This window comes from Picosynechococcus sp. PCC 7117, from assembly GCF_001693275.1.
Classification (GTDB): Bacteria; Cyanobacteriota; Cyanobacteriia; order Cyanobacteriales; family MRBY01; genus MRBY01.
In genome coordinates this window covers 257,927-281,493 of sequence record NZ_CP016477.1, presented here as the reverse complement: position 1 = coordinate 281,493, position 23,567 = coordinate 257,927, and the positions used below count along the sequence as shown (strand labels likewise).

17 protein-coding genes and 2 tRNA genes are annotated in these 23,567 nt (G+C 49.2%); 11 read left to right on the top strand and 8 right to left on the bottom strand.

Annotation, left to right across the window (positions count from 1 at the left end; translation table 11 throughout):
* Nucleotides 1-69: 69 nt before the first annotated feature.
* On the bottom strand, nucleotides 70-837 hold the full coding sequence (locus AWQ22_RS01350; protein WP_157094563.1) for a WecB/TagA/CpsF family glycosyltransferase: 768 nt from the start codon (nucleotides 835-837) through the stop codon (nucleotides 70-72).
* Nucleotides 838-943: 106 nt separating this feature from the next.
* On the opposite strand from AWQ22_RS01350, the gene AWQ22_RS01345 reads away from it, so the two are divergent.
* The 5 genes from AWQ22_RS01345 to ppsA all read left to right on the top strand — a co-directional run bounded on the left by AWQ22_RS01345 (nucleotide 944) and on the right by ppsA (nucleotide 5,616).
* Nucleotides 944-1,663, top strand: coding sequence for an HAD family phosphatase (locus AWQ22_RS01345; RefSeq protein WP_065709946.1), 720 nt, complete (start codon nucleotides 944-946; stop codon nucleotides 1,661-1,663).
* Between the two features lie 11 nt (nucleotides 1,664-1,674).
* A tRNA-Ala gene (locus AWQ22_RS01340) sits at nucleotides 1,675-1,747 on the top strand.
* A gap of 54 nt (nucleotides 1,748-1,801) precedes the next feature.
* Complete coding sequence (locus AWQ22_RS01335) at nucleotides 1,802-2,377, top strand: Uma2 family endonuclease (protein WP_065709945.1); 576 nt, start codon at nucleotides 1,802-1,804, stop codon at nucleotides 2,375-2,377.
* A 110-nt stretch (nucleotides 2,378-2,487) separates the two neighbouring features.
* Nucleotides 2,488-2,817: a 2Fe-2S iron-sulfur cluster-binding protein gene (locus AWQ22_RS01330; protein WP_065709944.1), complete on the top strand. Its 330-nt coding sequence runs from the start codon at nucleotides 2,488-2,490 to the stop codon at nucleotides 2,815-2,817.
* 297 nt (nucleotides 2,818-3,114) lie between these two features.
* Nucleotides 3,115-5,616 (top strand): phosphoenolpyruvate synthase, encoded by a 2,502-nt coding sequence (ppsA, locus tag AWQ22_RS01325; RefSeq protein WP_065709943.1) that lies wholly within the window; start codon nucleotides 3,115-3,117, stop codon nucleotides 5,614-5,616.
* A gap of 168 nt (nucleotides 5,617-5,784) precedes the next feature.
* On the opposite strand, the gene AWQ22_RS01320 is transcribed toward ppsA, so the two are convergent.
* On the bottom strand, nucleotides 5,785-6,639 hold the full coding sequence (locus AWQ22_RS01320) for a GIY-YIG nuclease family protein (protein ID WP_065709942.1): 855 nt from the start codon (nucleotides 6,637-6,639) through the stop codon (nucleotides 5,785-5,787).
* Between the two features lie 251 nt (nucleotides 6,640-6,890).
* Between AWQ22_RS01320 and AWQ22_RS01315 the strand changes: the two genes are divergently transcribed.
* Nucleotides 6,891-7,259: a DUF2237 family protein gene (locus tag AWQ22_RS01315; protein WP_030006051.1), complete on the top strand. Its 369-nt coding sequence runs from the start codon at nucleotides 6,891-6,893 to the stop codon at nucleotides 7,257-7,259.
* A 173-nt stretch (nucleotides 7,260-7,432) separates the two neighbouring features.
* The gene (gene cysK / locus AWQ22_RS01310; RefSeq protein WP_012305882.1) at nucleotides 7,433-8,392 is read left to right on the top strand and encodes a cysteine synthase A; all 960 of its coding nucleotides are present in this window, start codon (nucleotides 7,433-7,435) and stop codon (nucleotides 8,390-8,392) included.
* A gap of 97 nt (nucleotides 8,393-8,489) precedes the next feature.
* Here cysK and AWQ22_RS01305 read toward each other — a convergent pair whose 3' ends face one another.
* A complete protein-coding gene (locus AWQ22_RS01305; RefSeq protein WP_065709941.1) occupies nucleotides 8,490-10,664 on the bottom strand; it encodes a glutamine synthetase III in 2,175 nt (724 codons plus the stop codon).
* 95 nt (nucleotides 10,665-10,759) lie between these two features.
* A complete protein-coding gene (locus AWQ22_RS01300) occupies nucleotides 10,760-13,588 on the bottom strand; it encodes a cation-transporting P-type ATPase (protein ID WP_084448938.1) in 2,829 nt (942 codons plus the stop codon).
* 375 nt (nucleotides 13,589-13,963) lie between these two features.
* Here AWQ22_RS01300 and AWQ22_RS01295 point away from each other — a divergent pair, with 375 nt between their 5' ends.
* Nucleotides 13,964-14,425, top strand: coding sequence for a pentapeptide repeat-containing protein (locus AWQ22_RS01295; protein WP_012305879.1), 462 nt, complete (start codon nucleotides 13,964-13,966; stop codon nucleotides 14,423-14,425).
* A gap of 47 nt (nucleotides 14,426-14,472) precedes the next feature.
* Nucleotides 14,473-16,185, top strand: a complete 1,713-nt coding sequence (locus AWQ22_RS01290; RefSeq protein WP_065709940.1) for a glycosyltransferase family 39 protein — start codon at nucleotides 14,473-14,475, stop codon at nucleotides 16,183-16,185.
* A 103-nt stretch (nucleotides 16,186-16,288) separates the two neighbouring features.
* On the opposite strand, the gene AWQ22_RS01285 is transcribed toward AWQ22_RS01290, so the two are convergent.
* The 4 genes from AWQ22_RS01285 to AWQ22_RS01270 form a co-directional block, all read right to left on the bottom strand.
* Nucleotides 16,289-16,888, bottom strand: coding sequence for a superoxide dismutase (locus AWQ22_RS01285; RefSeq protein WP_030006045.1), 600 nt, complete (start codon nucleotides 16,886-16,888; stop codon nucleotides 16,289-16,291).
* Nucleotides 16,889-17,164: 276 nt separating this feature from the next.
* Nucleotides 17,165-17,237: transfer RNA gene (locus AWQ22_RS01280), tRNA-Ala, on the bottom strand.
* A gap of 73 nt (nucleotides 17,238-17,310) precedes the next feature.
* A complete protein-coding gene (locus AWQ22_RS01275; RefSeq protein ID WP_065709939.1) occupies nucleotides 17,311-18,234 on the bottom strand; it encodes an ABC transporter ATP-binding protein in 924 nt (307 codons plus the stop codon).
* A 701-nt stretch (nucleotides 18,235-18,935) separates the two neighbouring features.
* A complete protein-coding gene (locus tag AWQ22_RS01270; RefSeq protein WP_065711592.1) occupies nucleotides 18,936-20,453 on the bottom strand; it encodes a SagB/ThcOx family dehydrogenase in 1,518 nt (505 codons plus the stop codon).
* 49 nt (nucleotides 20,454-20,502) lie between these two features.
* Between AWQ22_RS01270 and AWQ22_RS17020 the strand changes: the two genes are divergently transcribed.
* Together AWQ22_RS17020 and uvrC are read left to right on the top strand one after the other, a co-directional pair.
* Entirely contained in the window at nucleotides 20,503-21,543 is a 1,041-nt protein-coding gene (locus AWQ22_RS17020; protein ID WP_232321433.1) for a hypothetical protein, read from the top strand.
* A gap of 131 nt (nucleotides 21,544-21,674) precedes the next feature.
* Nucleotides 21,675-23,552, top strand: a complete 1,878-nt coding sequence (uvrC, locus tag AWQ22_RS01260) for an excinuclease ABC subunit UvrC (RefSeq protein ID WP_065711591.1) — start codon at nucleotides 21,675-21,677, stop codon at nucleotides 23,550-23,552.
* The last annotated feature ends 15 nt before the right edge of the window (nucleotides 23,553-23,567 follow it).

The window sequence follows — 23,567 nt, the reverse complement described above, 5'->3', positions numbered from 1 at the left end:
AGGCCATCAACTGGCAATACAAAGAAAAATACTTAAAATCCCTCAGGGGTGGGCAGAATTTGAAAAGAATTAGGGCGATCGCCGCCGGAGCAGTTGCCAACCAAACAGCAAAATAAACGCCCCATTGTGGATGAGATAACGTTTCCAGAGGCGACGGGGTTCTTGGATCAGTCGATAAAGCCACTCCAAACCCAGGGGCCTCAACCAGTGGGGGGCCTGGGAAACCGTACCCGCATGGAAATCAAAGGCAGCCCCCACCCCCAACAAAACGGCATTAAGGTGAGGGCTATTTTCAGCCATCCATTTTTCTTGCTTCGGGCAACCCAAACCGACGAAAACCAGCTTCGCGCCAGATTGTTCGATGCGCTGTCTTGTGGCGATCACCTCGGCGGAGGTTGGTGGCCGAAAGGGGGGCGCTTCTACTCCGGCAATTTGCAAATTGGGAAATTTTTCTAAAAGATGATGCTGCAATTTTTCGAGGGTTTCTGGGCGACTGCCGTAAAGATACACCGGAAGTTTCTCCTGGGCAGCCATGGCGCAACAATGGAGCATCAAATCCGGCCCATAAACCCGGATCGCCTGGGGATAACCCAACCACCGCAACCCCCAAACTAAGGGCATACCGTCGGGAGTTGTTACCAAGGCTTGGTTGATGATTTTTTGAAACCCTCGATCCCAGTAACCCGTCATCACCATGTGTACATTGGCGATCGCCCCATAACCAAATGTCCCATCGCGGATCGCCGCCGCAATTTCGGCCCAGGCCCGTTGATAATCTAGGCAATGCACCCTTGTTTTTAGAATGTGTCGCTGGGGAATATCCGTCATCAAAACCATGGCGATCGCCCGCAAATATCAACGCTTATTCTAAGATGAGGATTACCAGGCAAAAACCTGACCCTTGGTCAAAAAACGTAAACTTTCATTCTCCCATCGTCCCGTTATGACCCTGCTCAAAGCCGTTTTATTTGAAATCAACGGAGTCTTTCTAAACGATACGGCCCTCCAATTTGAGCTGATCGATGACATTTTGCTGGCCGAAAATCTTCGACCCACCGACCGCCTTTATCGTGATAGTAGCCTGGGCAAAAGCGATCGCCGCTGCCTCAAGGAAAATCTTGCACTCCGGGGGCGGGTATTCTCCGAGGTGCAACTGGATAGTCTCATTCAACAAAAATCTGCACTTTACCAAAGCAAATTACGGGAAATAAAGCCGTTCCCCCTCTATGAAGACGTTGTTCCCCTAATTTCGGCGATTAAACTCAAAAATATTCCCGTGGGGATTGTAACGGGCTATTGTCGTGCCGATGCCGAATTTATTCTCCAGCAAGCGCAACTTGACCAAGCTTTTGATGTGATTGTCACCGCCGATGAAGTGAAAACGTTTAAACCGAACGGAGATGGTTATCGCCTGGCGATCGCCCAACTGAACCAGAAATTTCCTGACCAAAATATCCAGCCTGAAAATTGTCTCGCCGTTGAAGATAATTTCCATGGTATCCAAGCCGCCAAATCCATCGGTATTCCCGTGGTTGGCGTCGCCCATACCTATCCATTTCATATGTTGCAGCGTTGCAGTAACTGGTGTGTGGACTACCTCAGCGATCTAGAACTCGAACGCATCGATCCCAGCCTTGCGCCCCCCGCAGAGGTGCTAAAATAATTTTTCGTTCTGGGGAATTAGCTCAGTTGGTAGAGTGCTGCGATCGCACCGCAGAGGTCAGGGGTTCGAATCCCCTATTCTCCATCCCCCAAAAAACTTGCCTACAATGGGAGCATTCCGCCGCGAGAGGTCGTGACAATGGCTACCGTAACCCTTGATCTCCAGCCCGTTTTGACCCTGACCCAAGGCCAATTTGCCCAGCTCTGTCAGGCGAATCCCGATGCAAAACTCGAACGCACAGCCCAAGGAGAACTTGTGATCATGGCCCCTACTGGTGGTGAAACTGGCCGACTCAACTTCAAGTTAAATGTCCAGCTTGGGATTTGGAATAATCATTATCGCCTAGGGGAATGCTTCGATTCTTCGACGGGCTTTGTTTTGCCCAATGGTGCGACGCGATCGCCGGATATGTGTTGGGTCGAAAAGTCCCGCTGGGATAGCCTCACTCCAGAACAACAGCAAAAATTTGTTCCCCTCTGCCCTGATTTTGTCGCCGAACTGCTCTCGCCCAGTGATCTGGTACAACAGACTCGTCAAAAGATGCAGGAATATTTAGCCAATGGTTGTCGGTTGGGCTGGCTCATTAACCAAGGCGATCGCCAAGTGGAAATTTATCGTCCTGGTCGAACCGTGGAAATTTTAATGACCCCCAAACAGCTTACCGGAGAGGATATTTTACAGAATTTTATTTTAGATCTCAGTGATTTATGGTGATAGCTTCCCCACAAAAAAATTGGTTTTGCAGCATCTTTAACCGACCCTTTTTAGAAAGTGTGGCACCATAGAAGCAATCATCATTGAGATAATGAGAGAAAACACCAACCATGCCGACTATCACCTTCGGAAATCAAACCATTACCTGCAATCAAGGCAATAATTTACGTAAAGTTCTGCTAGCCAACAAAATTAGTCTTTACAATGGCAATGCAAAAACTATCAATTGCCATGGCCTTGGTACCTGTGGCACCTGTGCTGTCGAAATTACTGGCCCTGTTTCAGCCCAGAGCTGGAAAGAAAAAACACGCCTCTCTCTCCCGCCCCATAACCCAGACAAAGAACGGCGTCTGGCTTGCCAAGTTAGCGTAGAAGGGGATATTACTGTCAAAAAATATGATGGCTTCTGGGGCCAGGGGGATACTGTGGTTAGTGACTGATTGCAACCTTGAGCAATATTGATAAAAACCAATCAACTTGGGCGGCGAGACTGGGAAAAACCTAGTCTTTTTCTTTTTTAAAGCGCCTTGACATATCTTGAAAAGGTTAAAAATATCTTAAATAAAGATAAGAAAAAAATATTGTCTTTTTAGGCAACATCAAGCTTGTTTTTCTTGATGTTTTTTCATTCAACAGAAGTGAAAGGTAAGGATATATTTCATTTCTGTAAAGGGCTCATTTTAAGTCTTTTAGGATCGAGGTGTACGGAGAGGGATGATTAAGGAGTTTTTATCGTTATGGTTAGCACTCTTAACACAGCTACGGCTTCTGATGCGAGAACCGAAGCGCTCGTTTTGTGGTTTGAGGAGGTTGGTTCCCTGGATGTGGGTCTGGTTGGCGGCAAAAATTCTTCCCTTGGGGAAATGATTCAGCAGTTACAGCCCCAGGGGGTCAACGTTCCAGGCGGATTTGCGACGACGGCCCATGCCTATCGGCATTTTGTTAAATCTGCGGGCTTAGAGGAAAAGTTGCGGACATTGTTTGCAGATTTAGATACGGATGATGTGGCGAATCTCCAAGCACGGGGGCGGCAGGCACGGGCTTTGATTTTAAATACGCCGTTCCCCCAGGATCTCCAGGTGGCGATCGCCTCTGCTTACAAAAAAATGTGCGAACGCTATGGGGCTAAATCTGATGTGTGCGATCGCTTTGAGGGGGCAGACAAACAAGCCTGCGAAGACAGTGCCCACAACGTCGATGTGGCGGTACGTTCCAGTGCCACGGCAGAGGATTTGCCGGAAGCCAGTTTTGCGGGACAGCAGGAAACTTATCTGAATGTCCACGGTGTCAAGGGCGTTCTCGAAGCCTGCCATAAATGTTTTGCGTCGCTGTTTACGGATCGGGCGATCGCCTACCGGCAGCATAACGGCTTCGATCATTTTGAAGTGGCCCTGTCTGTCGGTGTCCAAAAAATGGTGCGCTCCGACCTCGCCACCTCCGGCGTGATGTTCTCCATCGATACTGAAAGCGGCTTTAAGGATGCCGCATTTATCACCGGAGCCTATGGCTTAGGGGAAAACGTGGTGCAAGGGGCCGTGAACCCCGATGAATTTGTGGTCTTCAAACCGACCCTCAAGGATGGCTACAAGCCGATTCTCGAACGGCGTCTCGGGAGCAAGAAGATTAAGATGATCTATGCCGACGGTGCCAAGCTCACCAAAAATGTCGATGTGCCCGAAGCCCTGCAAAATAAATTCTGCGTCAGCGACGAAGACGTTTTAACCCTCGCCCGTTGGGCAACCACCATCGAAGAACACTATTCCAATGTCCGGGGCCAATATACGCCGATGGACATTGAATGGGCAAAGGATGGGTTAACGGGTGAATTATTTATCGTTCAAGCCCGCCCCGAAACGGTACAGTCCCAAAAAGCGGCCAATATCATCCGCACCTACAAGCTCCAAGAAACAGGGAATGTTTTGGCCCATGGTCGCAGCGTTGGGGAAATGGTCGGTCAAGGGGAAGCCAATGTCATCCTCGACGTTGATCAAATTAAACTCTTTAAACCCGGTCAGGTGCTGGTCACCCGCCGCACCGATCCCGATTGGGAACCGATTATGAAAAAAGCCTCGGCGATCGTCACCGACCAAGGCGGACGCACCTGTCACGCTGCGATTATTGCCAGAGAAATGGGGATCCCTGCCGTGGTGGGTTGCGGTGATGCCACGACCTTGGTGAAGTCTGGTCAAGACGTAACCGTCTCCTGTTGTGAAGGGGAAGACGGCAAGATCTACGAGGGTCTGCTGAAGTTTGAAGTGGAAGAAACATCCCTTGAGAATCTGCCCACCACCAAGACCAAAATTTTGATGAATGTGGGTAACCCCGAACAGGCTTTTTCGCTGTCGCCTTTACCTGCCGATGGTGTGGGTTTAGCTCGCCTTGAATTCATCATTGCCAACCACATTAAAGCCCACCCGAAAGCCCTGATTCACTTTGATGAACTCGAAGATCTCATGGTGAAAAAAGAGATCGCCGAACTCACCCATCTCTATGACAATAAAGCCGATTTCTTCGTGGATAAACTCGCAAGTGGCATTGCAATGATTGCCGCCGCATTCTATCCGAATCCGGTTGTGGTTCGTATGTCCGACTTCAAATCCAATGAGTATGCAAATCTGCTCGGCGGTCGTCAATTTGAACCGGAAGAAGAAAACCCGATGATCGGCTGGCGTGGGGCATCCCGTTACTACGATCCGAACTATTCTGATGCCTTTGGTTTGGAATGTGAAGCCTTCAAGATTGCCCGCAATGAAATGGGCTTGACGAATATTATTCCGATGGTTCCATTCTGCCGTACTCCGGAAGAAGGTCGTCGCGTCCTCGCTGAACTGGCAAAACATGATCTCCGCCGTGGGGAAAATGGTTTACAGGTTTACGTGATGTGCGAATTACCCTCCAACGTCATCCTTGTAGACGAATACAGCGAAGTGTTCGATGGCTTCTCCATTGGCTCTAACGACCTCACCCAATTGACCCTTGGTTTGGATCGGGATTCTGCCCTCGTTGCCCACATTTTCGATGAACGGAATGAAGGGGTAAAACGCATGGTTCGCATGGCGATCGAAGGGGCAAAAAAATACGGTCGCAAGATCGGTATTTGTGGTCAAGCTCCCTCTGATTATCCAGAATTTGCTGAATTCCTTGTTGAATTGGGCATTGATTCCATCAGTTTGAACCCTGATTCTTTACTGAAAACTAAGTTGGCGATCGCCGCTTTAGAACAAAAACTCGGTCGATAGAGTTACAGGTTGAATCTTTTTATCCCGTATTAATGTCCCTTCTCCAACCACCGTCTTGGGGAGGGGATTTTCCTACGGCCCAATGCAATAGCTCAATTTACATTGCCAGTCCTGTCGGTCGGTATTATTGGAACTGAATTATAAAATTCATTCTTTAAGTTTAGACTCCTAGTTCTTCCACAGAATAGGAATAGGATCAATATTGATGTTTATTGGAGATAATTCTTGACATTTATAATGTGAGATAAGAGTTTTTTCTTGTATTTCTAAAAAATCTTCAGGTTTCAATGCGCGAATGGTGACATTTGCCAATTTCCAAGAAATAGCTCTCTCTTTAAAGAAAGCCAACTGATGCAGACCATTTTCTGGAGTAATGTCAATTATTACGCCATTGCATCCGATTTCCCAATGATTATTATAGGTGCGATTTTCTAATGCTTGCCTACGTGCTTTTCTACTGCCAAAACGATGAACTTCGCCATAGATTTTGCTTACATATTTAGTTCTTTTTATTTTTAAAGAAGAACCTTTATTTTCTGCTTGAAACTTTTTGATGATTGCCGCTGCTCCTTTTTTTGTACAATTTTGAGCGTCGAATTTAGCATAAACTGTCTTTAAGCGACTACTAGGATTTTCAGATATCCCAATAACACAGATTTTACGTGCAATTTTTCGCAACAACTGCTTCAAAATAACTTCAGACGGAATAACTTCAGGTGTTTCAACAATTGTAGAATTGAGTAATGGTTTGTATTTCTCAATAAAATGTTTTTCCGCAGTTTTTAAATCATCTAGATTTAAAATAATCCAATATAATCTAATTGGATATTTTTCATTGATTTGATCCAATTGAAACTTACGATGATGGTTTCTCCACCTTTTTTCTAAATCTTTTGCCTGACCAATGTATTGAATGATATTTTTCGAATCAACAACAAAGTAAATAGCTGGACAATTTGGAAGCTGACTTAAGTCCGACCACTCGACAAAAGATAGTTTTTCGATTTCTGCACTAATTTTCATGCTGTGATACTCTTTTTATTTGTCCAAATATATTGAAAAACTTCAAATTACTAAACTAAAAATAAACGATGATCGCCACTTTAGAACAAAAACTTGGCCGCTAGATCCCTAGATTAAATTCCTTGGCTTTCCCTTCTCCAATCACTAAATTGGGGAGGGGATTTTCCTATGGCCTAATCTGCGTTACCCGTCGTGTCGGCCGTTATCATTGGAATTGTCTACCCTTGCAACGAGGATTTTTTGAACCCCCAATGACAGACGCAAAAAACGTTTTAGGAACTGCCCTCCAGCCTTGCAGTACCGACCCCTTGACTGGATTTTATCGAGATGGCTGCTGCACCACTGGCGCGAATGATTTTGGCCGCCATGTGGTCTGTGCGAAAATGACGCCGGCTTTCTTGGAATTCACCAAAAACCAAGGCAACGACTTGAGTTCCCCCGTGCCTCAATACCATTTCCCTGGCCTTAAACCTGGCGATCGCTGGTGTCTCTGCGCTGCCCGCTGGCAAGAAGCTTTTGAGGTTGGTGTTGCGCCCCCAGTTCACCTCGAAGCCACCCATGCCAAAGCCCTAGAAATTGTTCGCCTCGAAGATCTACAGCACCACGCCTTGGTTTCCTAACGGAGCTTGGATTACTGCCTCCAATTCAGGCCAGTCTCTGCCCCTAAACCAAGGGCCGATTACCCCAAATTTTCTCAAACAGTTGAAGGAACATCTTTTCAGGGGAGTCGGCATCTATAATGAACATCGGTTCGCCATTCTGTTTCACCCCTAGCGGCACAATCTCACCCACCATGAAAATTGCCAAGAACATTACCGAATTAGTAGGAAAAACGCCCCTTGTGCAGTTAAATCGTATTCCTGAGCAGGAAAATTGTGTTGCCCAGGTTGTGATCAAATTAGAAGGGATGAATCCAGCCGCCTCCGTTAAAGACCGCATTGGCGTCAACATGATCGAAGCTGCCGAAGCCGCTGGGGAAATCACCCCCGGTAAAACGATTTTGGTAGAACCGACTTCCGGGAATACAGGCATTGCCCTAGCGATGGCCGCCGCCGCCAAAGGCTATCAGTTAATTTTGACGATGCCAGAAACCATGAGTATGGAGCGACGGGCCATGCTCCTCGCCTATGGAGCACAACTCGAACTGACCTCTGGGGATGCGGGCATGAGTGCTTGTATCACCAAAGCCCAGGAAATCGTCGATACCCTGCCCAATGCCTATATGTTGCAGCAGTTTAATAATTTGGCGAACCCCGATGCCCACCGCAAAACTACAGCCCTCGAAATTTGGGAAGATACAGAAGGGAAAGTCGATATGATCATTGCTGGAGTTGGTACCGGTGGCACAATTACCGGAATCGCCGAGGTGCTAAAGAAATATAAGCCCGAATGCCAGGCGATCGCCGTTGAACCAGCCAATAGCCCCGTACTTTCTGGTGGTAAACCCGGCCCCCACAAAATCCAAGGCATCGGCGCGGGTTTCGTCCCCAGTGTGCTCAATCAGACCATCATCGATGAAGTGGTGACGGTGACCGACGAAGCCGCGATCAATTTTGGCCGTCGCCTGGCCAGAGAAGAAGGTATTTTATCGGGCATTTCAACGGGGGCCGCCCTCTGTGCCGCGATCAAGGTTGCCCAACGTCCAGAAAATAGTGGCAAACTCATTGTTGTGATTCAACCAAGCTACGGAGAACGGTACCTGAGTACTCCCCTTTATCAGGATCTCCCTGCCAACGTGATCCATTCGGTTTGAACCCATTTTTCCATGCAAAAAAAACCCTCTACATTGCCAGAGAACATAGAGGGATTTTGAGTTTTATTTAATGATTGACTCAATCGAGGCGAATCATCTACTTAATAAACAGCATTTCCTGGTAAGTGGGCAGGGGCCAGAAGCTGTCTGGTAGTTCATTTTCCAACAGATCTGCGTAGCTACGAACCTCATCCATCAAAGGACGAATGGTGCTCGCGCAATAGTGCATATGCTCTTCTGTGGAAGCAAAATCTTCTTTTTCAAAGGCAGCACTGAGCTTTTCGGTGGCAGCCATCAGGTCATTGGTGAGACTAGAAACGGTTTCTGCACTTTTCTTCTCGAGGGAAATGCCGAGATTCACAAGGGCAGTGATGGTACCTGACAACTTAGACAGGTATTCTACAGCGGCAGGATAAACCATGGTTTTTGCCATGTTCATCACCAGCTTGGCTTCCACTTCGATGGATTTGATGTACTGCTCGGCGTACACTTCAAAGCGGCTTTCAAGCTCTATGGGGGTCAAGACTTTGAGTCGGTCAAACAACGCTCCAACTTCTGCTTCCTTGAGCACAGGTAGGGCATCCGCCGTCGTGGGTAGGTTACGTAAACCGCGCTCTTCAACGGCCATCCGGTGCCATTCTTCGGAGTAGCCATTGCCACCGAAGATCACAGAACCATGTTCGTTCATGATTTCCTTGAGAACTGTGAGGATGGCTTCGCTGATTTCTAATCCCTTTGCTAATTCACTCTCAAGGCGATCGCCAATCCACTCTAGGGAATCGGCCAAAATCGTATTGAGTGCCACCAAAGGCCCAGACACAGACTGGCTAGAGCCCACAGCCCGAAATTCAAAGCGGTTCCCGGTAAAGGCAAAGGGAGAAGTCCGGTTGCGATCGCCCGCATCCTTAGTCAGTTCAGGCAGTACCGCCACACCGAGATCCATAACCCCTTTCTTCTTCGACTCAGAAACAGTGCCATTTTTGATTTGTTCAAAAACTTCCTCCAACTGAGAACCGAGGTACACAGACATAATGGCTGGGGGGGCTTCATTGGCACCAAGGCGGTGGTCGTTACTGGCATTAGCAATTACCGCCCGCATCAAAGGCCCAAACTTATGGACACCACGGATTACCGCCCCACAGAAGACGAGGAACTGAGCGTTGTCATGGGGAGAATCGCCCGGATCCAGCAGGTTACCCTGGGTTGCATTCCCCACAGACCAGTTCACGTGCTTACCAGAACCATTGATCCCGGCAAAGGGTTTCTCGTGGAGCAAGCACATAAAACCGTGCTTTTTCGCCGTGGTCTTGAGGGTGGTCATGATCAACTGTTGGTGATCACTGGCCACGTTTGCCGCTTCAAACACAGGCGCAATTTCAAATTGACCCGGTGCCACTTCATTGTGACGGGTTTTTGCGGGGATACCGAGCTTATACAGTTGCGCTTCCACATCCTGCATAAAGATTTGTACCCGTTCAGGGATGGCCCCAAAGTAATGATCATCAAATTCTTGGCCCTTAGCCGGAGACTTACCAAAAAGGGTACGACCAGCCAAGAGAAGATCCGGACGTTGGTGGGCGAAGTTAGAGTCAACGAGGAAATATTCCTGTTCTGCCCCACAACTGGAATTGACCCGGGCGATTTCGGTGTGACCCAACAGTTTTAAAACTTTCTGGGCTGCCTTATTCATGGCATCGATGGAGCGCAGTAGGGGCACTTTTTTATCGAGTGCTTCCCCGGTCCAGGAGACGAAAACGGTAGGAATACAAAGGGTCGAACCATTTTCGGTTTCCATGATGTAGGCCGGACTGGTCACGTCCCAAGCCGTATAACCCCGTGCTTCAAAGGTGTCACGGATCCCACCGTTGGGGAAAGAAGAACCATCGGGCTCCCCTTGTACCAGTACCTTACCGGAAAATTCGGAGATGACTTTTCCATCGCTCTGGACAGAGACGAAACCATCGTGTTTCTCTGCGGTGAGGTTGGTCATCGGGTAGAAGACGTGGGCGTAGTAGAGAGCGCCCTTAGACATGGCCCAATCACGCATTGCTGTTGCCACAGCATCGGCCACGGAAGGGTCTAGCTTTTCACCGGAAGTAATGGTGTTTTTGATAGATTTAAAGACGGCCTTTGGGAGACTGGCCTGCATCTTACTCAGATCAAAAACATTAGTAGCCCAAGCTTCTTCGAGCTTAATGGGCGGTTCACACTTGATGGGGGTACGATTGGTAATTTGCTGAATCGCTTGAACACGGGCGGCGTTTCCAGTCATAGGTTTTTCCGTAGATCTAACCGCACCATACTACCCAAGACTAATCCTAAAAACAGATAAGATCTATACAGAAATCGAATTCACTTTTGTTTTTTTCATCTGCTTTTTGGGGGATTTTTCCAAGCCCAATACCACTGAATCACAAGTTTTTCTAATTCTACCCAAACAAAGAGTAGGGTACTGACCCCCAAACAAATTAACAGTTGCTGGCCAGAGAGACGTTGGGTATCGAAAAATAGCCGTAGGGGTTCGACATAGATCAGCATGAGTTGGAGGATTGTTGTGGCGGCCACGGCAATAATTAGGTAGGGATTCCTTAGGGGATTACTGGTTAAGGTCAGTTGGGTGCGGGAACGGACGGCGATCGCATGGCCCATTTGCGAAAGGCAGAGGGTCGTGAAGACCATGGTTTTCCAATTATCGGGGTGGGCATTGTAGCTATAGGCCATGAGGGCAATGCTGATCACGGAGAAAATCAAGCCAATACGCAGAATATAAGCACCTAGCCCCCGCGCAAAAATACTTTCCTGGGGATTAAAGGGACGGCGTTGCATCACGTCAGGTTCAGCGGGTTCGATGGCGAGGGCCAGGGCGGGCAAACCATCGGTGACGAGGTTCATCCAGAGGATTTGCAGGGGAATGAGGGGCACTTCGGATAAACCGATCAAGGGAGCAGCGGCAATGGTAATTACTTCGCCGATATTGCTACCGAGAATGTATTGGATAAAGTGACGAATATTCGTGTAAACGACCCGGCCTTCTTCGGTGGCGGCGACAATGGTGGCGAAATTATCATCAAGGAGCACCATGTCACTGGCTTCTTTACTGACATCAGTGCCCGTAATTCCCATGGCAATACCAATGTCAGCTTGCTTGAGAGCGGGGGCATCATTAACCCCATCTCCGGTCATGGCGACAAATTTACCGCGACTTTGGAGGGCCTGGACGATGCGCAACTTATGTTCTGGGGCCACCCGTGCATAGATACTCACGGTTTCGACCATGGCTTCTAGATCAACCTGGGAAAGTTTACTAAGCTCTAACCCTGTGAGGGCCTTGGCGTCTGGGGTTGCAATGCCCAATTGTTGGGCGATCGCCTGAGCCGTAAGTTGGTGATCACCGGTGATCATCACGGGCCGAATCCCGGCGGCGCGACATTTCGCCACGGCCTCCTTGACTTCCGAACGGGGCGCATCCATCATCCCCACTAGGCCCAGCCAAACCATTTCCTGTTCCGCATTTGTCTCGGCTTGGGCTTCTGGTACATGGGTTAAACAACGTTGAGCAAACCCCAAAACCCGTAAACCTGCCTGGGCCATTTCGTTGTTGCGCTGGAGAATCGCGGCCCGGTCTTCTGCTTGGAGAGGCAAAATACCTGTGGCAGTTTGGTAGGTTTGACAGCGCTCCAGCACCAACTCCGGCGAACCCTTGCAGCAGAGCAAATAAGCTGCCGTTGATTCAGCTTGGTCAGGGTTTGGCGTGGCGCAAATAACGCTCATACGTTTGCGTTCCGAGGAAAAGGGAAATTCTCCCAAGCGGGGCCATTCTTTCTGGAGAGCTTCAGCAAATAGATCCCCTTTGCCAGCCAGACTCAGTAAAGCCCCTTCTGTGGGGTCGCCAATAATCAGCCAATCCTGGTCGTCTTGTTTTAAAACGGCATCATTGCAGAGGACACAAGCCCGTAATAATTGCTGCACTTCGGGATGTTGAGTTGGATTGAGGCTTTGATCCTGGGACAAAAATTCGCCAATGGGGGCGTACCCTTCCCCGGTAACCCGGAGGGACTGGTCTTGGGTTTCTAGGCGCTGTACCACCATTTTGTTCTGGGTGAGGGTACCCGTTTTATCGGAGCAAATGGTATCGACAGAACCAAGGGTTTCAACGGCAGGTAGTTTTCGGATCAGGGCCTGGCGTTTCACCATGCGCTGGGTGCCAATGGCAAGGGTAACGGTGATGACAGCGGGTAAGCCTTCTGGGACGACGGCCACGGCCATACTCAGGGAAACTTCGATTAATTCTTTGATGCGACTAAAATTGCCCACCTGGAGGCTACCGAAAACCACCACCAAAATCACGAGGATAAGTGAGCCGGTGACTAGAATTTTGCCGAGGTGGGCCATCCGCTTTTGGAGAGGGGTTTGGCTAGCTTTGACGCTTTGGAGCATTTGGGCAATCTTGCCGAGCTCGGTGCTCATTCCAGTGGCAGTGACCAAGATCTTGCCCCGGCCTTGGAGGACTTCTGTGCCTGAAAAAACCATATTTTGGCGATCGCCTAGGGGCGTATCCGCCGCGAGCCCTACCGGACAAATCCTTTTGGTGACGGGGTTGGCTTCTCCGGTTAAGGCTGACTCGCGCACTTGGAGCTGGGCCGCTTCGAGGACGAGACCATCGGCACTGAGTTGGGAACCAGCTTCGATAAACATCAGATCCCCGGGCACCAACTGGGCCGCTTTGACTTCAGAAAATTGCCCCCCACGACACACTCGCACCTGGGGAGAAGACATTTTTTTGAGGGCGGCCAGGGCTTTTTCGGCGCGACTTTCCTGCATGAATCCCAATAGTCCATTGAGAACCACAATGGCCATAATGGCGATCGTATCCTTGAAGGGAACCGTTCCTTCCGGTAAGGCATTGGCACGGAGTTCTACAAAATCAATTACCCCAGAAATTAGGGCCACGACAATCAACATGATCAGCATCACATTTTTAAACTGATCGAGGAAAATTTCCCAAGTATTACGCCCCCGACCGGCTTCGATTTCATTGGGGCCATAAAACTGTTGACGTCGTTCTACCTCTGGCCCTTCTAGGCCCTGTTGTTCATCCGTTTGAAATACTTGGAGGACATGGGCGATCGCCTGATGGTGCCAAGGGGCTGCTGGGTCTGGTAAAGAAGTCTTTTCGTGGAGATCACTCACAATCACAATCCAAAAAAAATATCGCTCAAATATTATCCGTAATCATAAAGGTTATCGCTTGAATATTGCTTTAAACTGGCAAAAATTATGAATTTTTGTTATACTATTATTAGCGGTCATTTTTCGACAGTAGCAAGACAAAATGTAACGGCTTTTGGCGAGAGTCAAGCAGGCAATAGAAGTTGTGAAATAATAAAAGTAAGGGACTTTGTACTCTGCATCAGAATTGATTTTTCGCTAAATTTTTTGGAGCAATAATCGACTATGACGTTAGCTCTAATGATGTGAACAAGTACCTGCCGAAAGCCGATGACCTAGGCAACAAAAAGACCGTCGAAAAACTGGCTCGGTTTTGTGCAAAATTGGCAGGAGGAAATCAATATGAAACGCCTATTATTAGCCCTCGCAACCCTCACAATGCTCTTGGCGATCGCCAAGCCAGCTAGGGGCGAGAACCCAGACCACGTAAAACGTCTGCTGGAAACGGGTGCCTGCCAAGGCTGTAACCTCATTGGCGCGGATCTCAGGGAAGCGCACTTAATTGGGGCCGATCTGCGGGATGCGAACCTCAGTTATGCCAACCTTGAAGGGGCCAACCTCGAAGGGGCCGACTTAACGGGCGCGAACCTTTCTGGGGCCGACTTTACCGATGTTTTTCTCACCAATGCGGTCTTAAACTATGCCCGAATCAACCGGGTAAATTTCACCGCAGCACGGATGTATGACACCCATGTTTTTGGGGCTGTGATGGAAGATTTAACCTTAACCGATGCGGAATTGTTTAATACCGATATCAGCGTTGGTGGTAGCTACGAAGACTTTGAATTGCCCGAACAACAATAAAGAGTAATCTGCTATTGTCCTTTCAAGACTGATCGGCGAAAGGCACCATGGCAAGCTCCCGAATATTTTCTAAAAAAGATTTTTATCTACTCGGCATTTGGGTGGGGTTAGGAACGTTATTGCGCTTCTGGAACCTCACCCTTAAGTCTGTGTGGGGAGATGAGTGGGCCACTTTAGTCTTTAGCTTGGGCCATGGTTTCCGGGAGATTGCCTTAGACCAGTTAATTTCCGCGGATCTTCTCCTGGCACCACTCCGCTATGAAACTGGTACGAATCTTGCGACAGTCAGCGAGATGCTCCTCAGTGAGAGTAACCATCCGCCTTTGTACTACTGGCTGACCCACCTCTGGCTCGATTTGTGGAGTACAGACGGGGAATTAATCAGTATTTTTGTGGGGCGATCGCCGGCTGCTTTTTTTGGGGTTTTACTCATTCTGGTGGTGTTCGGAGTAAGTGCCTGGGTTTTTAAAAATAAATGGGCGGCCCACGGTGGGGCGATCGCCATGGCCCTGTCCCCCTACGCCGTTTATCTTTCCCAGGAGGCCCGTCACTATACCCTGGCAATGATTTGGATGACCCTGTCCTATGGGTGCGTTGCAAAAATCATTCAAGCTCAACAACGGTCGCACAAAATTCCGTTTCAAGTGTTATTAGGCTGGCTAATTGTTAATACTTTAGGGGTGGCCAGTCATTATTTCATGGTGCTATCGCTCTTTGCGGAAGGACTCGTTTTACTCTTTTGTTATGGTCAGGATTTAAGAAAAAATTGGCCCCAGAAATCTCTTGCAAAAATCTTTTTCCCAGGCTATTGGCAACGGATTTTTTGTGGAGCGATCGCCTCGGCAATTGTCGTTTTTCTGCTGCTCAACCACTGGCAGAGCCAAAATAATGACGAACTGACTTCCTGGCTCAATCAAGACTACGGTTGGGGGTTAGGAAATCTGCTGCCACCGCTCCGTTCCTTGGGGTGGGCCTTGGGGATGATTTTTATGCTACCCATCGAAGCAGATCAAACTTGGTTAGTGGTGGCCGCGGCGATCGCCCTTTTGCTGATTTTGCTCTGGTTTATTCCTAATCTGACAGCGGCATTTCAACAAAGCTGGGCGCAATTAGAAGTCAAAATTTTCACAGGTATTATTCTTGCGAATCTGGTCACAATTCTTGGTATTACCTATGTGCTGAAATTGGATATTACCCTAGCCCCTCGCTACCATTTCATTTATTTCCCAGCGTTAACGATTCTATTGGGATTTTTCCTGGCGCAGATGGGAAAAAATATTGCCTGTTCTAAGTTATTCTGGCCCCAAAATTGTCGTCTCAGTGCCCTAATGATTGTGGGTTTAATGGGTTTAAGTAGTTTGTGTGTCAATGTCGATCTTGCCTACCGGAAGCCCGAAAATAATCAGGCGATCGCCCAAATCCTCCAACAAAATTTAGACTGGAATGACCCTCAAATTTTTGCGACCCATTACTATGAAATTGCCGTAACCCGCACCCAGATGGGCCTTGCCTGGGCTTTGCATCACCTCGATCCCAGCCTGCAACCTCGGTTTTTAATTCTCGATAACTTTTTCAAACAGGATACAGCCGCCAAAGTCCTTGCTGAAACTGCGACTCAGCTCACGACACCAACCCAGATCTTGATGTTTAATACCCATTTTGCGCCCCCAGAATCCATCTGTCCGTTGCAACCAGAAGCAAGGCAAAAAGTGACCGGATATCGCTATCGTTTGTATTTTTGCGATCCTTCTTCTAATTAATTTCCCTATCACCAAAAAAAAGAGACTTACCCATGGTAAGTCCCTTGTCAGTTAAGTTAGATATTTTGAAAAACCAAATGAATCTTAGGATTTAAACAAGACGTTAGGCCGCTGCGAGGTTAGCCGCTACGAAGTCCCAATTCACAAGACTGGTGAGGAAGGTGTTGATGTAGTCGGGGCGACGGTTTTGGTAGTCGAGGTAGTAAGCGTGTTCCCAAACGTCCATGGTGAGGAGGGGCGTTTGACCTTCGGTCATGGGGTTGCCAGCATTGCCAGTTTTAGTGACCTTGAGGGTGCCATTGTCGAGGACGAGCCAAGCCCAACCACTACCAAACTGGGTGCCACCAGCGGTTTTGAAAGCCTCAACGAATTTATCGAAACTACCGAAGTCGGCGTTGATTTTGTCGGCGAGGGCACCAGTGGGTTGACCACCGCCACCGGGCTTCATGCAGTTCCAGTAGAAGCTGTGGTTCCACGCTTGGGCAGCGTTATTAAACAAACCTGCTTTGGCGGGATCTGCAGCTACGGCTTTGATTACGTCTTCGATACTTTTGCTATCCATGTCGGTGCCAGCTACGGCATCGTTGTACTTGGAGACATAGCTCGCATGGTGCTTATCGTGGTGAAATTCTAAGGTGCTTTTCGAGATGTGGGGTTCGAGGGCAGTGTAATCGTAGGGTAATGCAGGTAGTTCGTATCCCATGGTGGTGTTTTCCTCGTTGGAGTTTGCAGGATGCTTCAGAGATTTCCTATCTCAGGAAGATTCTGAAGTGAGAGTTGTTCGTAGAACGTACTGATTGAGATCTTAGCATGAACATTTACCGACCCTGGGTAGAGACATCCGCACCCTGATCCGCTGTGGGGCGATCGCCAAAACCTGATTTTTTACTGCGACAGTTGGGCACAATGCACCACGACAAAAGACCCCTGGGCGATTGGGCACCAGAGGTCTTGGATTTTCTGAAGATAGTTTTTTCGATGGAGATAACCGGACTCGAACCGGTGACTTCTTGCATGCCATGCAAGCGCTCTACCAACTGAGCTATACCCCCTTAGGCACGGATAATATATTGCCCTAACTATTTTAGGCTTGTCAAGCTTTGGGGGAAAAAGTTTTGGCTCGCCCTAGCTCATTTGGGCTTCGGGGACGGCTTGCTGGTGGTTTTGGGTGATTTCGACATAGATATGTTCGAGCTGAACGCCTTGGCGGGCAATGGAATCGATGGGAATGCCCTGAAAAATATCGAGAATGTCTGAAAGTTCTAAGGCTTCTGGTAGCCAAAAGGCGAGATCGCCACCATAGTCCCGTTGGGTAAAGCCGGCGGCGGTGCCTTTGGCGATCGCCCCTTCTCTATCCGTCGTTTGCAGCAGGACAACTTCCTTGGCGGGAATCCGTTGGCGTAGTTCCGGAAGCGTCCCCTCGGCGATAATTTGTCCCCCTTTCAGGATGCCAATGCGCTGGCAGAGCCGCTGGGCTTCATCTAAAAGATGGGTTGTTAGCAAAATTGTCATGCCTTCATCCCGGAGCCGCTGGATTAGTTGCCAAATTTCATAGCGGGTTTCGATATCTAGGCCCGTGGTCGGCTCGTCTAAAATCAGCAATTGGGGTCGGTGCATCAGGGCAATGGCAATGTTCATCCGCCGTTGCATCCCGCCACTGAGGGTTTCGACAGGAGCACCGTGGCGATCGCCGAGACCCACTGCCTCTAGACAAGCGCCGATCTGCACCTGACAATCCTGTTTCGACAGCCCGTAGATGCGACCATAAAACCGGAGATTTTCCGCACAGGTCAGGGTTTTGTAGAGCAAATTTTCCTGGGGGGCGACACCGATGATCTTTTTCGTGGCTTCAGAAAGGGGAGAAGCGGCGATTTCAATGGCACCATCGTCGGCCTGGAGTAAATTACACAGGATATTGATGGTTGTGGTTTTTCCGGCTCCGTTCGGCCCCAAGAGACCATAAATTTCTCCGGTGTCGATCCATAAATCGAGGCCCTGGAGCACCGGGCGTTGGCCATAGGCTTTTGTGAGGTTGTTAATTTTCAACATAGGCGATCGCCTTTTTTCCCAATCTTAACCGTTGGGGAATTTGAGGGGCTATAAGTCCCGCGCTCTATCGCTTCGATGAGTGCCGGGATACTTCGGCAAGAGTTCGGCGAGGCTCACTCGAGCTGCTCAGTAACAACATGGACTCCTCAAGGTTGCTGAGTGGGGTTCGATGCCCTCGAAGCAGCCAGATTCGGTAGCCTTTTGATATGGTCTCGAATCAGTTCAGCGCTAGAACTCCCCCGTTCTTCTGGATTTCGCTCTAATTTGTCCAATTCTTGCTGAGTCAATCGAACTCGAAAAACTTTATTTCTTGCTATTGTTGCAGTCTTCTTGTACTACAATGACTGTATCAGCTAACCACTGACTAAATTGACTCAAACGAACACGTCTTAGTAGCGTGGTGAACAGCGCAAACTCTAGGAACGGTATTGAACCTTGATAATTGGTAGGGCGTTGCATCAGGAAGAATGACAATACTGTCTGAAGCCACTGATGCGTAAAACCAATTTGGTTGCGTTGTACAGAACTTTGGTTCCTTGTACATAGTCTCCGTGGGGCATCAGGAGACTCTAAACTGCCTGTGGACGTATCCATAACGGGGAATGGCAACATTCTAGGGAGGACGGATGAAGCAGGAAATTGATCGAGAGCGATCTTGAGAAGCCCGCTCTGTATGCGTAAGCATCAGAGTCGGGAGTATGTCACCCTTGCTCTGGTACACCGAGGGTTGTGACATAGAGCACCGCCTCATCATCGGGAATACCGAGAACCTCATTGACTTGATCATCAAAGAAGCCTCCAATGCCACTGACCCCCAAGTCTAGCTGGATTGCAGCGAGGTTTAAGCGTTGTCCCAATTGGCCTGCATCCATGTGTAAGTATCGATAGGCGCGATCGCCATAGCGACTGACTGCTGCCCCTAAATCTGCCGTGTGAAAGACCAAGGCCGCCGCATCCCGACCTAAATCTTGACCTAAACAAAGGTAATGCAACTCTTCGCGAAAATTTTTAAAGCGTATTTGCCGCAGTGCCTGGGCCTTAGGCGCATAGTAGTAGCAACCCGCCTCTAAACCCTCGACCCCAGAAACCGCCACAAAGGTCTCGATCAAACTCAAGTCAAAATAGTCCGGATCGCCTAGTAGACCCTGTTCTCCATAGTCCTCAGGATGATAGGTAAAGTGGAGTATCAGTTGCAATTCTTCGAGGGTGAGGTCTTCCCCGGTGTAGGCCCGGGTCGAGCGCCGTTTTAACAGGGTTTCTTCTAAATCCTCCTGGTCTTCGCCCCAGTCAATGCGCTGACGATAACGATTTTCGGCATCAGTATTGGCGAGGGAAACCTTTAAGCAAAATGGAAAATTATATTTATCTTCCAACAGATTCGGTTGGTGGGGGGGTACCGGAGCCTTGGCCTGAATCATCGAAGCTTCATGGAGGGCTTTGAGTAGCTCGTCTTCTGCCAAATCAGGGTAATTGAAGGACACAGGGGAGGGTAAGGCGGTTTTGCCGTGACTGGTTGCTTGGGGTTGTGGATTGAGGGCCATAATACTGGTCACAGCCTCTGTTTCACCATCAAGATAGAGGAGTTGATTCATCAGGCGATCGCTAAACCCACCGATGAGATGCGGACGAAACCCATGGGCTGTGGCTGCCAGGTTCACATTGCCTAGCAAATGGCCCGTATCTAGAAAAATGCGACGGTAAGCCCGGGCTTCATAGCGCCAAGCCGAGCGATAAAAAATTGCTGTCGTTACTAGCGCGAGTTGGGTCTTTTCGAGGGCCGGATGGCGAAAGCAAGCTTCTTGGAGATCGACCCAACAGTGGTTATCCCAAAAGCGCAACAGGGTATGGGTTTGGGGCTGGTAGTGGTAAAGGCCTGCCGGGAGCAATTCAGTACCCCGGGAGATGAGATACAATTCCGCCGGATACAGCCCCCCCGCTGAAGGAGCGGTTCTGAGGTAAACAAAATCTCCCCCAAAAGTCGGAATTTTGGCGGTCAGCCCGTAGCTCAACAATAATAGATAGGACAGGTTTTCCCATTGGGGCTCATTGCGGTCAAGTTCTAAATAGGGCTTGAGATCGTAACTGGTGCCAATTTTGTAGCCTTTGAAGGGACTCGGCTGCTGGGACCAGTCTAGGGATTTGCCCCGCTTGGAAAGGGTTTGGGGATCGTATTTGGTGCGTTGGTGATAATGGGCTGAGAGGGGTAAAGATCGGCTCATTTTTTCCCGAAAGCAAGAAAACTCTTCCATTATCCCCCTTGCTTCCCCCTTGACGGAAACTTTTTTCCCGGCGATCGCTTCTTTAGGTAGCATGAAAGGCAAGGCGATCGCCCTTTGGAGTTTTCGGTTATTGACTATGAAAATCACTGCTTTACGATCGATGCTGCTACTTGGTTTGTTCAGTAGTGGTGGCATCCTGCTTGCTCCCTCCCCCAACCAAGCCCAGACCCTCCTGGCCCAAGGAAATCTTACCCTTGCCTTTGGCCTGAACCAAGCAAAAAATCTCGCCCGCCAAGCCGCAGAGGATGCCAATGGTGGCCTGAGTCAATATCGGGCCGAACCTTCCATGCATGGTGATCCCTTGGCGTCCCCCTATGTGGACAATGGCGATGGCAGCTATACCTTTACCTTCCGGGGACGGCAACCGGCATCCACGGATTATGTCTACGAAACCGTTGTAACGGTCACTGACGATGGCACCGCAACCATTGATTACAACGGGTCAATTCGCTCTGATAATTTCAACAGCACCAATATCGCTGCGGCGAGCCTCGACCTCAACCAAGCGAAGAACCTCGCCCGCCAAGCTGCAGAACGGGAGAATGGTGGTCTGAGTCAATATCGCGCTGAACCCTCCATGCATGGTCTAGCAGAGCAATCTCCCTACGTTAGCAACGGTGACGGCAGCTATACTTTTACTTTCCAAGGCCGCCGTCCCGAATCCCTTGATTACACCTACGAAACAGAGGTCAAGGTGCTGACGGATGGGAGTACCCAGATTCTTTACAATGGCGACGTGCGTACCAGTGACAGTACCGTAGATTCCGGCGCGACTATTGTTGATCTCAATCAGGCGAAGAACCTCGCCCGCCAAGCTGCAGAACAAGAAAATGGCGGTTTGAATAACTACCGGGCTGAACCGGCAATGCACGGCAATCCCAATGAGTCTCCCTATGTACTAAATGCCGATGGGAGCTACACGTTCACCTTCGAGGGGCGTAGACCCGGCTCCGTTGACTACACCATTGAAAGCGTTGTGACTGTTACCCCCGATGGCACCGTAACCATCAACTCCAACACGAGTCTGTAACCGGCATTTCACTGGGAAACAATTAACGGCGAGACCTTCCCGGGGAGGCCTCGTTTTTTTGTGTCGGGGCTGTCTTGATGGAAAATTGCTTACAATTTCTAAACTCCCTTCAACAATGTCTTGTCTTGGCCATGGCTACCTTGAATTCAGTGCCTTTACTGCAAGATCCTGAGCGATTGCAACAACGTCTCCGGGAAATTCCAACGGAGCCTGGGGTTTATTTTATGCACAGTCGCCAGGGAGATATTCTCTACATTGGCAAATCCAAAACCCTGCGGAATCGGGTGCGGTCTTATTTTCGTGATGCCCGTTTGCATTCGCCCCGCATTGAAATGATGGTGCAGCAGGTAGCGGACATTGAATTCATTGTCACGGATACGGAAGCAGAAGCCCTCGCCCTCGAAGCAAACCTGATTAAGCAGCACCAGCCCTATTACAACGTACTGCTCAAGGATGACAAGAAATATCCCTATGTGTGCATCACCTGGTCGGAGGATTATCCGCGTTTTTTCATTACTCGTAAACGACATCTGGGGAACAAGGGCGATCGCTACTATGGCCCCTATGTGGACACAAGGTTACTGCGGCATACTCTGGGCTTAATGAAACGGATTTTTCCGCTGCGGCAACGGCGACAACCGCTGTTTAAACATCGGCCTTGTTTGAACTACGATATTGGCCGCTGTCCGGGGGTTTGTCAGCAGTTGATTTCCCCCCAGGAATATCGACAGACGGTGCAAAAGGTGGCGATGGTCTTCCAAGGGCGCAGCGGAGAATTGATTGAAACCTTGACGGCCCAGATGGCCCAGGCGGCAGAGAATCTCCAGTTTGAGAAGGCGGCCCAAATCCGCGACCAAATCAAGGCAATTGGTGCGCTCAATGCCGATCAAAAGGTGAGCTTACCGGATGATCGGTTGTCCCGGGATGCGATCGCCTTGGCTGCCGATGAACGTCACTGTGCGATTCAACTTTTTCAAGTACGGGCGGGACGACTGGTGGGTCGGTTAGGCTTTTTTACGCCCCTGCCGGAAAATTTGGGGCCAGATTTAACGGTGGAGTATGGCAAAATCCTCCAGCACGTTTTGGAAGCCCACTATGCCAATGTGGATGGGGTAGAAATTCCAGCAGAAATTTTAGTGCAATATCCCCTCCGAGATCAGGAATGGTTAGGGCAATTTTTAGGCGATCGCCGGGGCAGTAAAGTGCAAATTCTCCAACCCCAACGGCAACTGAAGGCGGATTTGATCGCGATGGTAGAACGCAACGCCCAATACGAACTGAGCCGCACCCAGCGCACCGCCACCAAGAATTTAGCGGCCCTCGAAGATTTAGCGAATCTCTTAGATTTACCAGAGCTGCCCAAACGCATCGAAGGCTATGACATTTCCCACATTCAGGGATCGAATGCGGTGGCCTCCCAGGTGGTTTTTATCGACGGCATTCCCGCGAAACAAGACTATCGCCACTACAAAATTAAAAATCCTGAGATTCACATTGGCCGCTCTGATGACTTTGCCAGCATGGCGGAAATTATGCGACGGCGCTTTAAACAAGGCTTGGAAAAAGACTGCCCCGATTTGATCATGATTGACGGCGGCAAAGGCCAATTATCCGCAGTCATGGGAGTTTTGGAGGAACTGAATCTAGCCGATAAGTTAAATGTGATTAGCCTTGCCAAGAAACAAGAGCAAGTTTATCTCCCCTACGAATCCAATCCCCTTAAAAGTGAAAAAGAACAGCCTGGCATTCAACTTCTCCGCCGGGTGCGGGATGAGGCCCACCGTTTTGCGGTCAGTTTCCATCGCCAACAACGTCTCAAATCCAGCAGGCGATCGCAATTGGATGACATCCCTGGTTTAGGCCACCACCGCAAAAAACAACTCCTCGCCCATTTCCACTCCCTCGACTATCTCCGGGAAGCGAAACCCGAACAAATCGCTGAGGTCAAAGGGATCGGCGATCGCCTCGCTCAGGATATTTATGATTATTTCCATCCAATTGCCGATTAAAATGTTGAATATGGT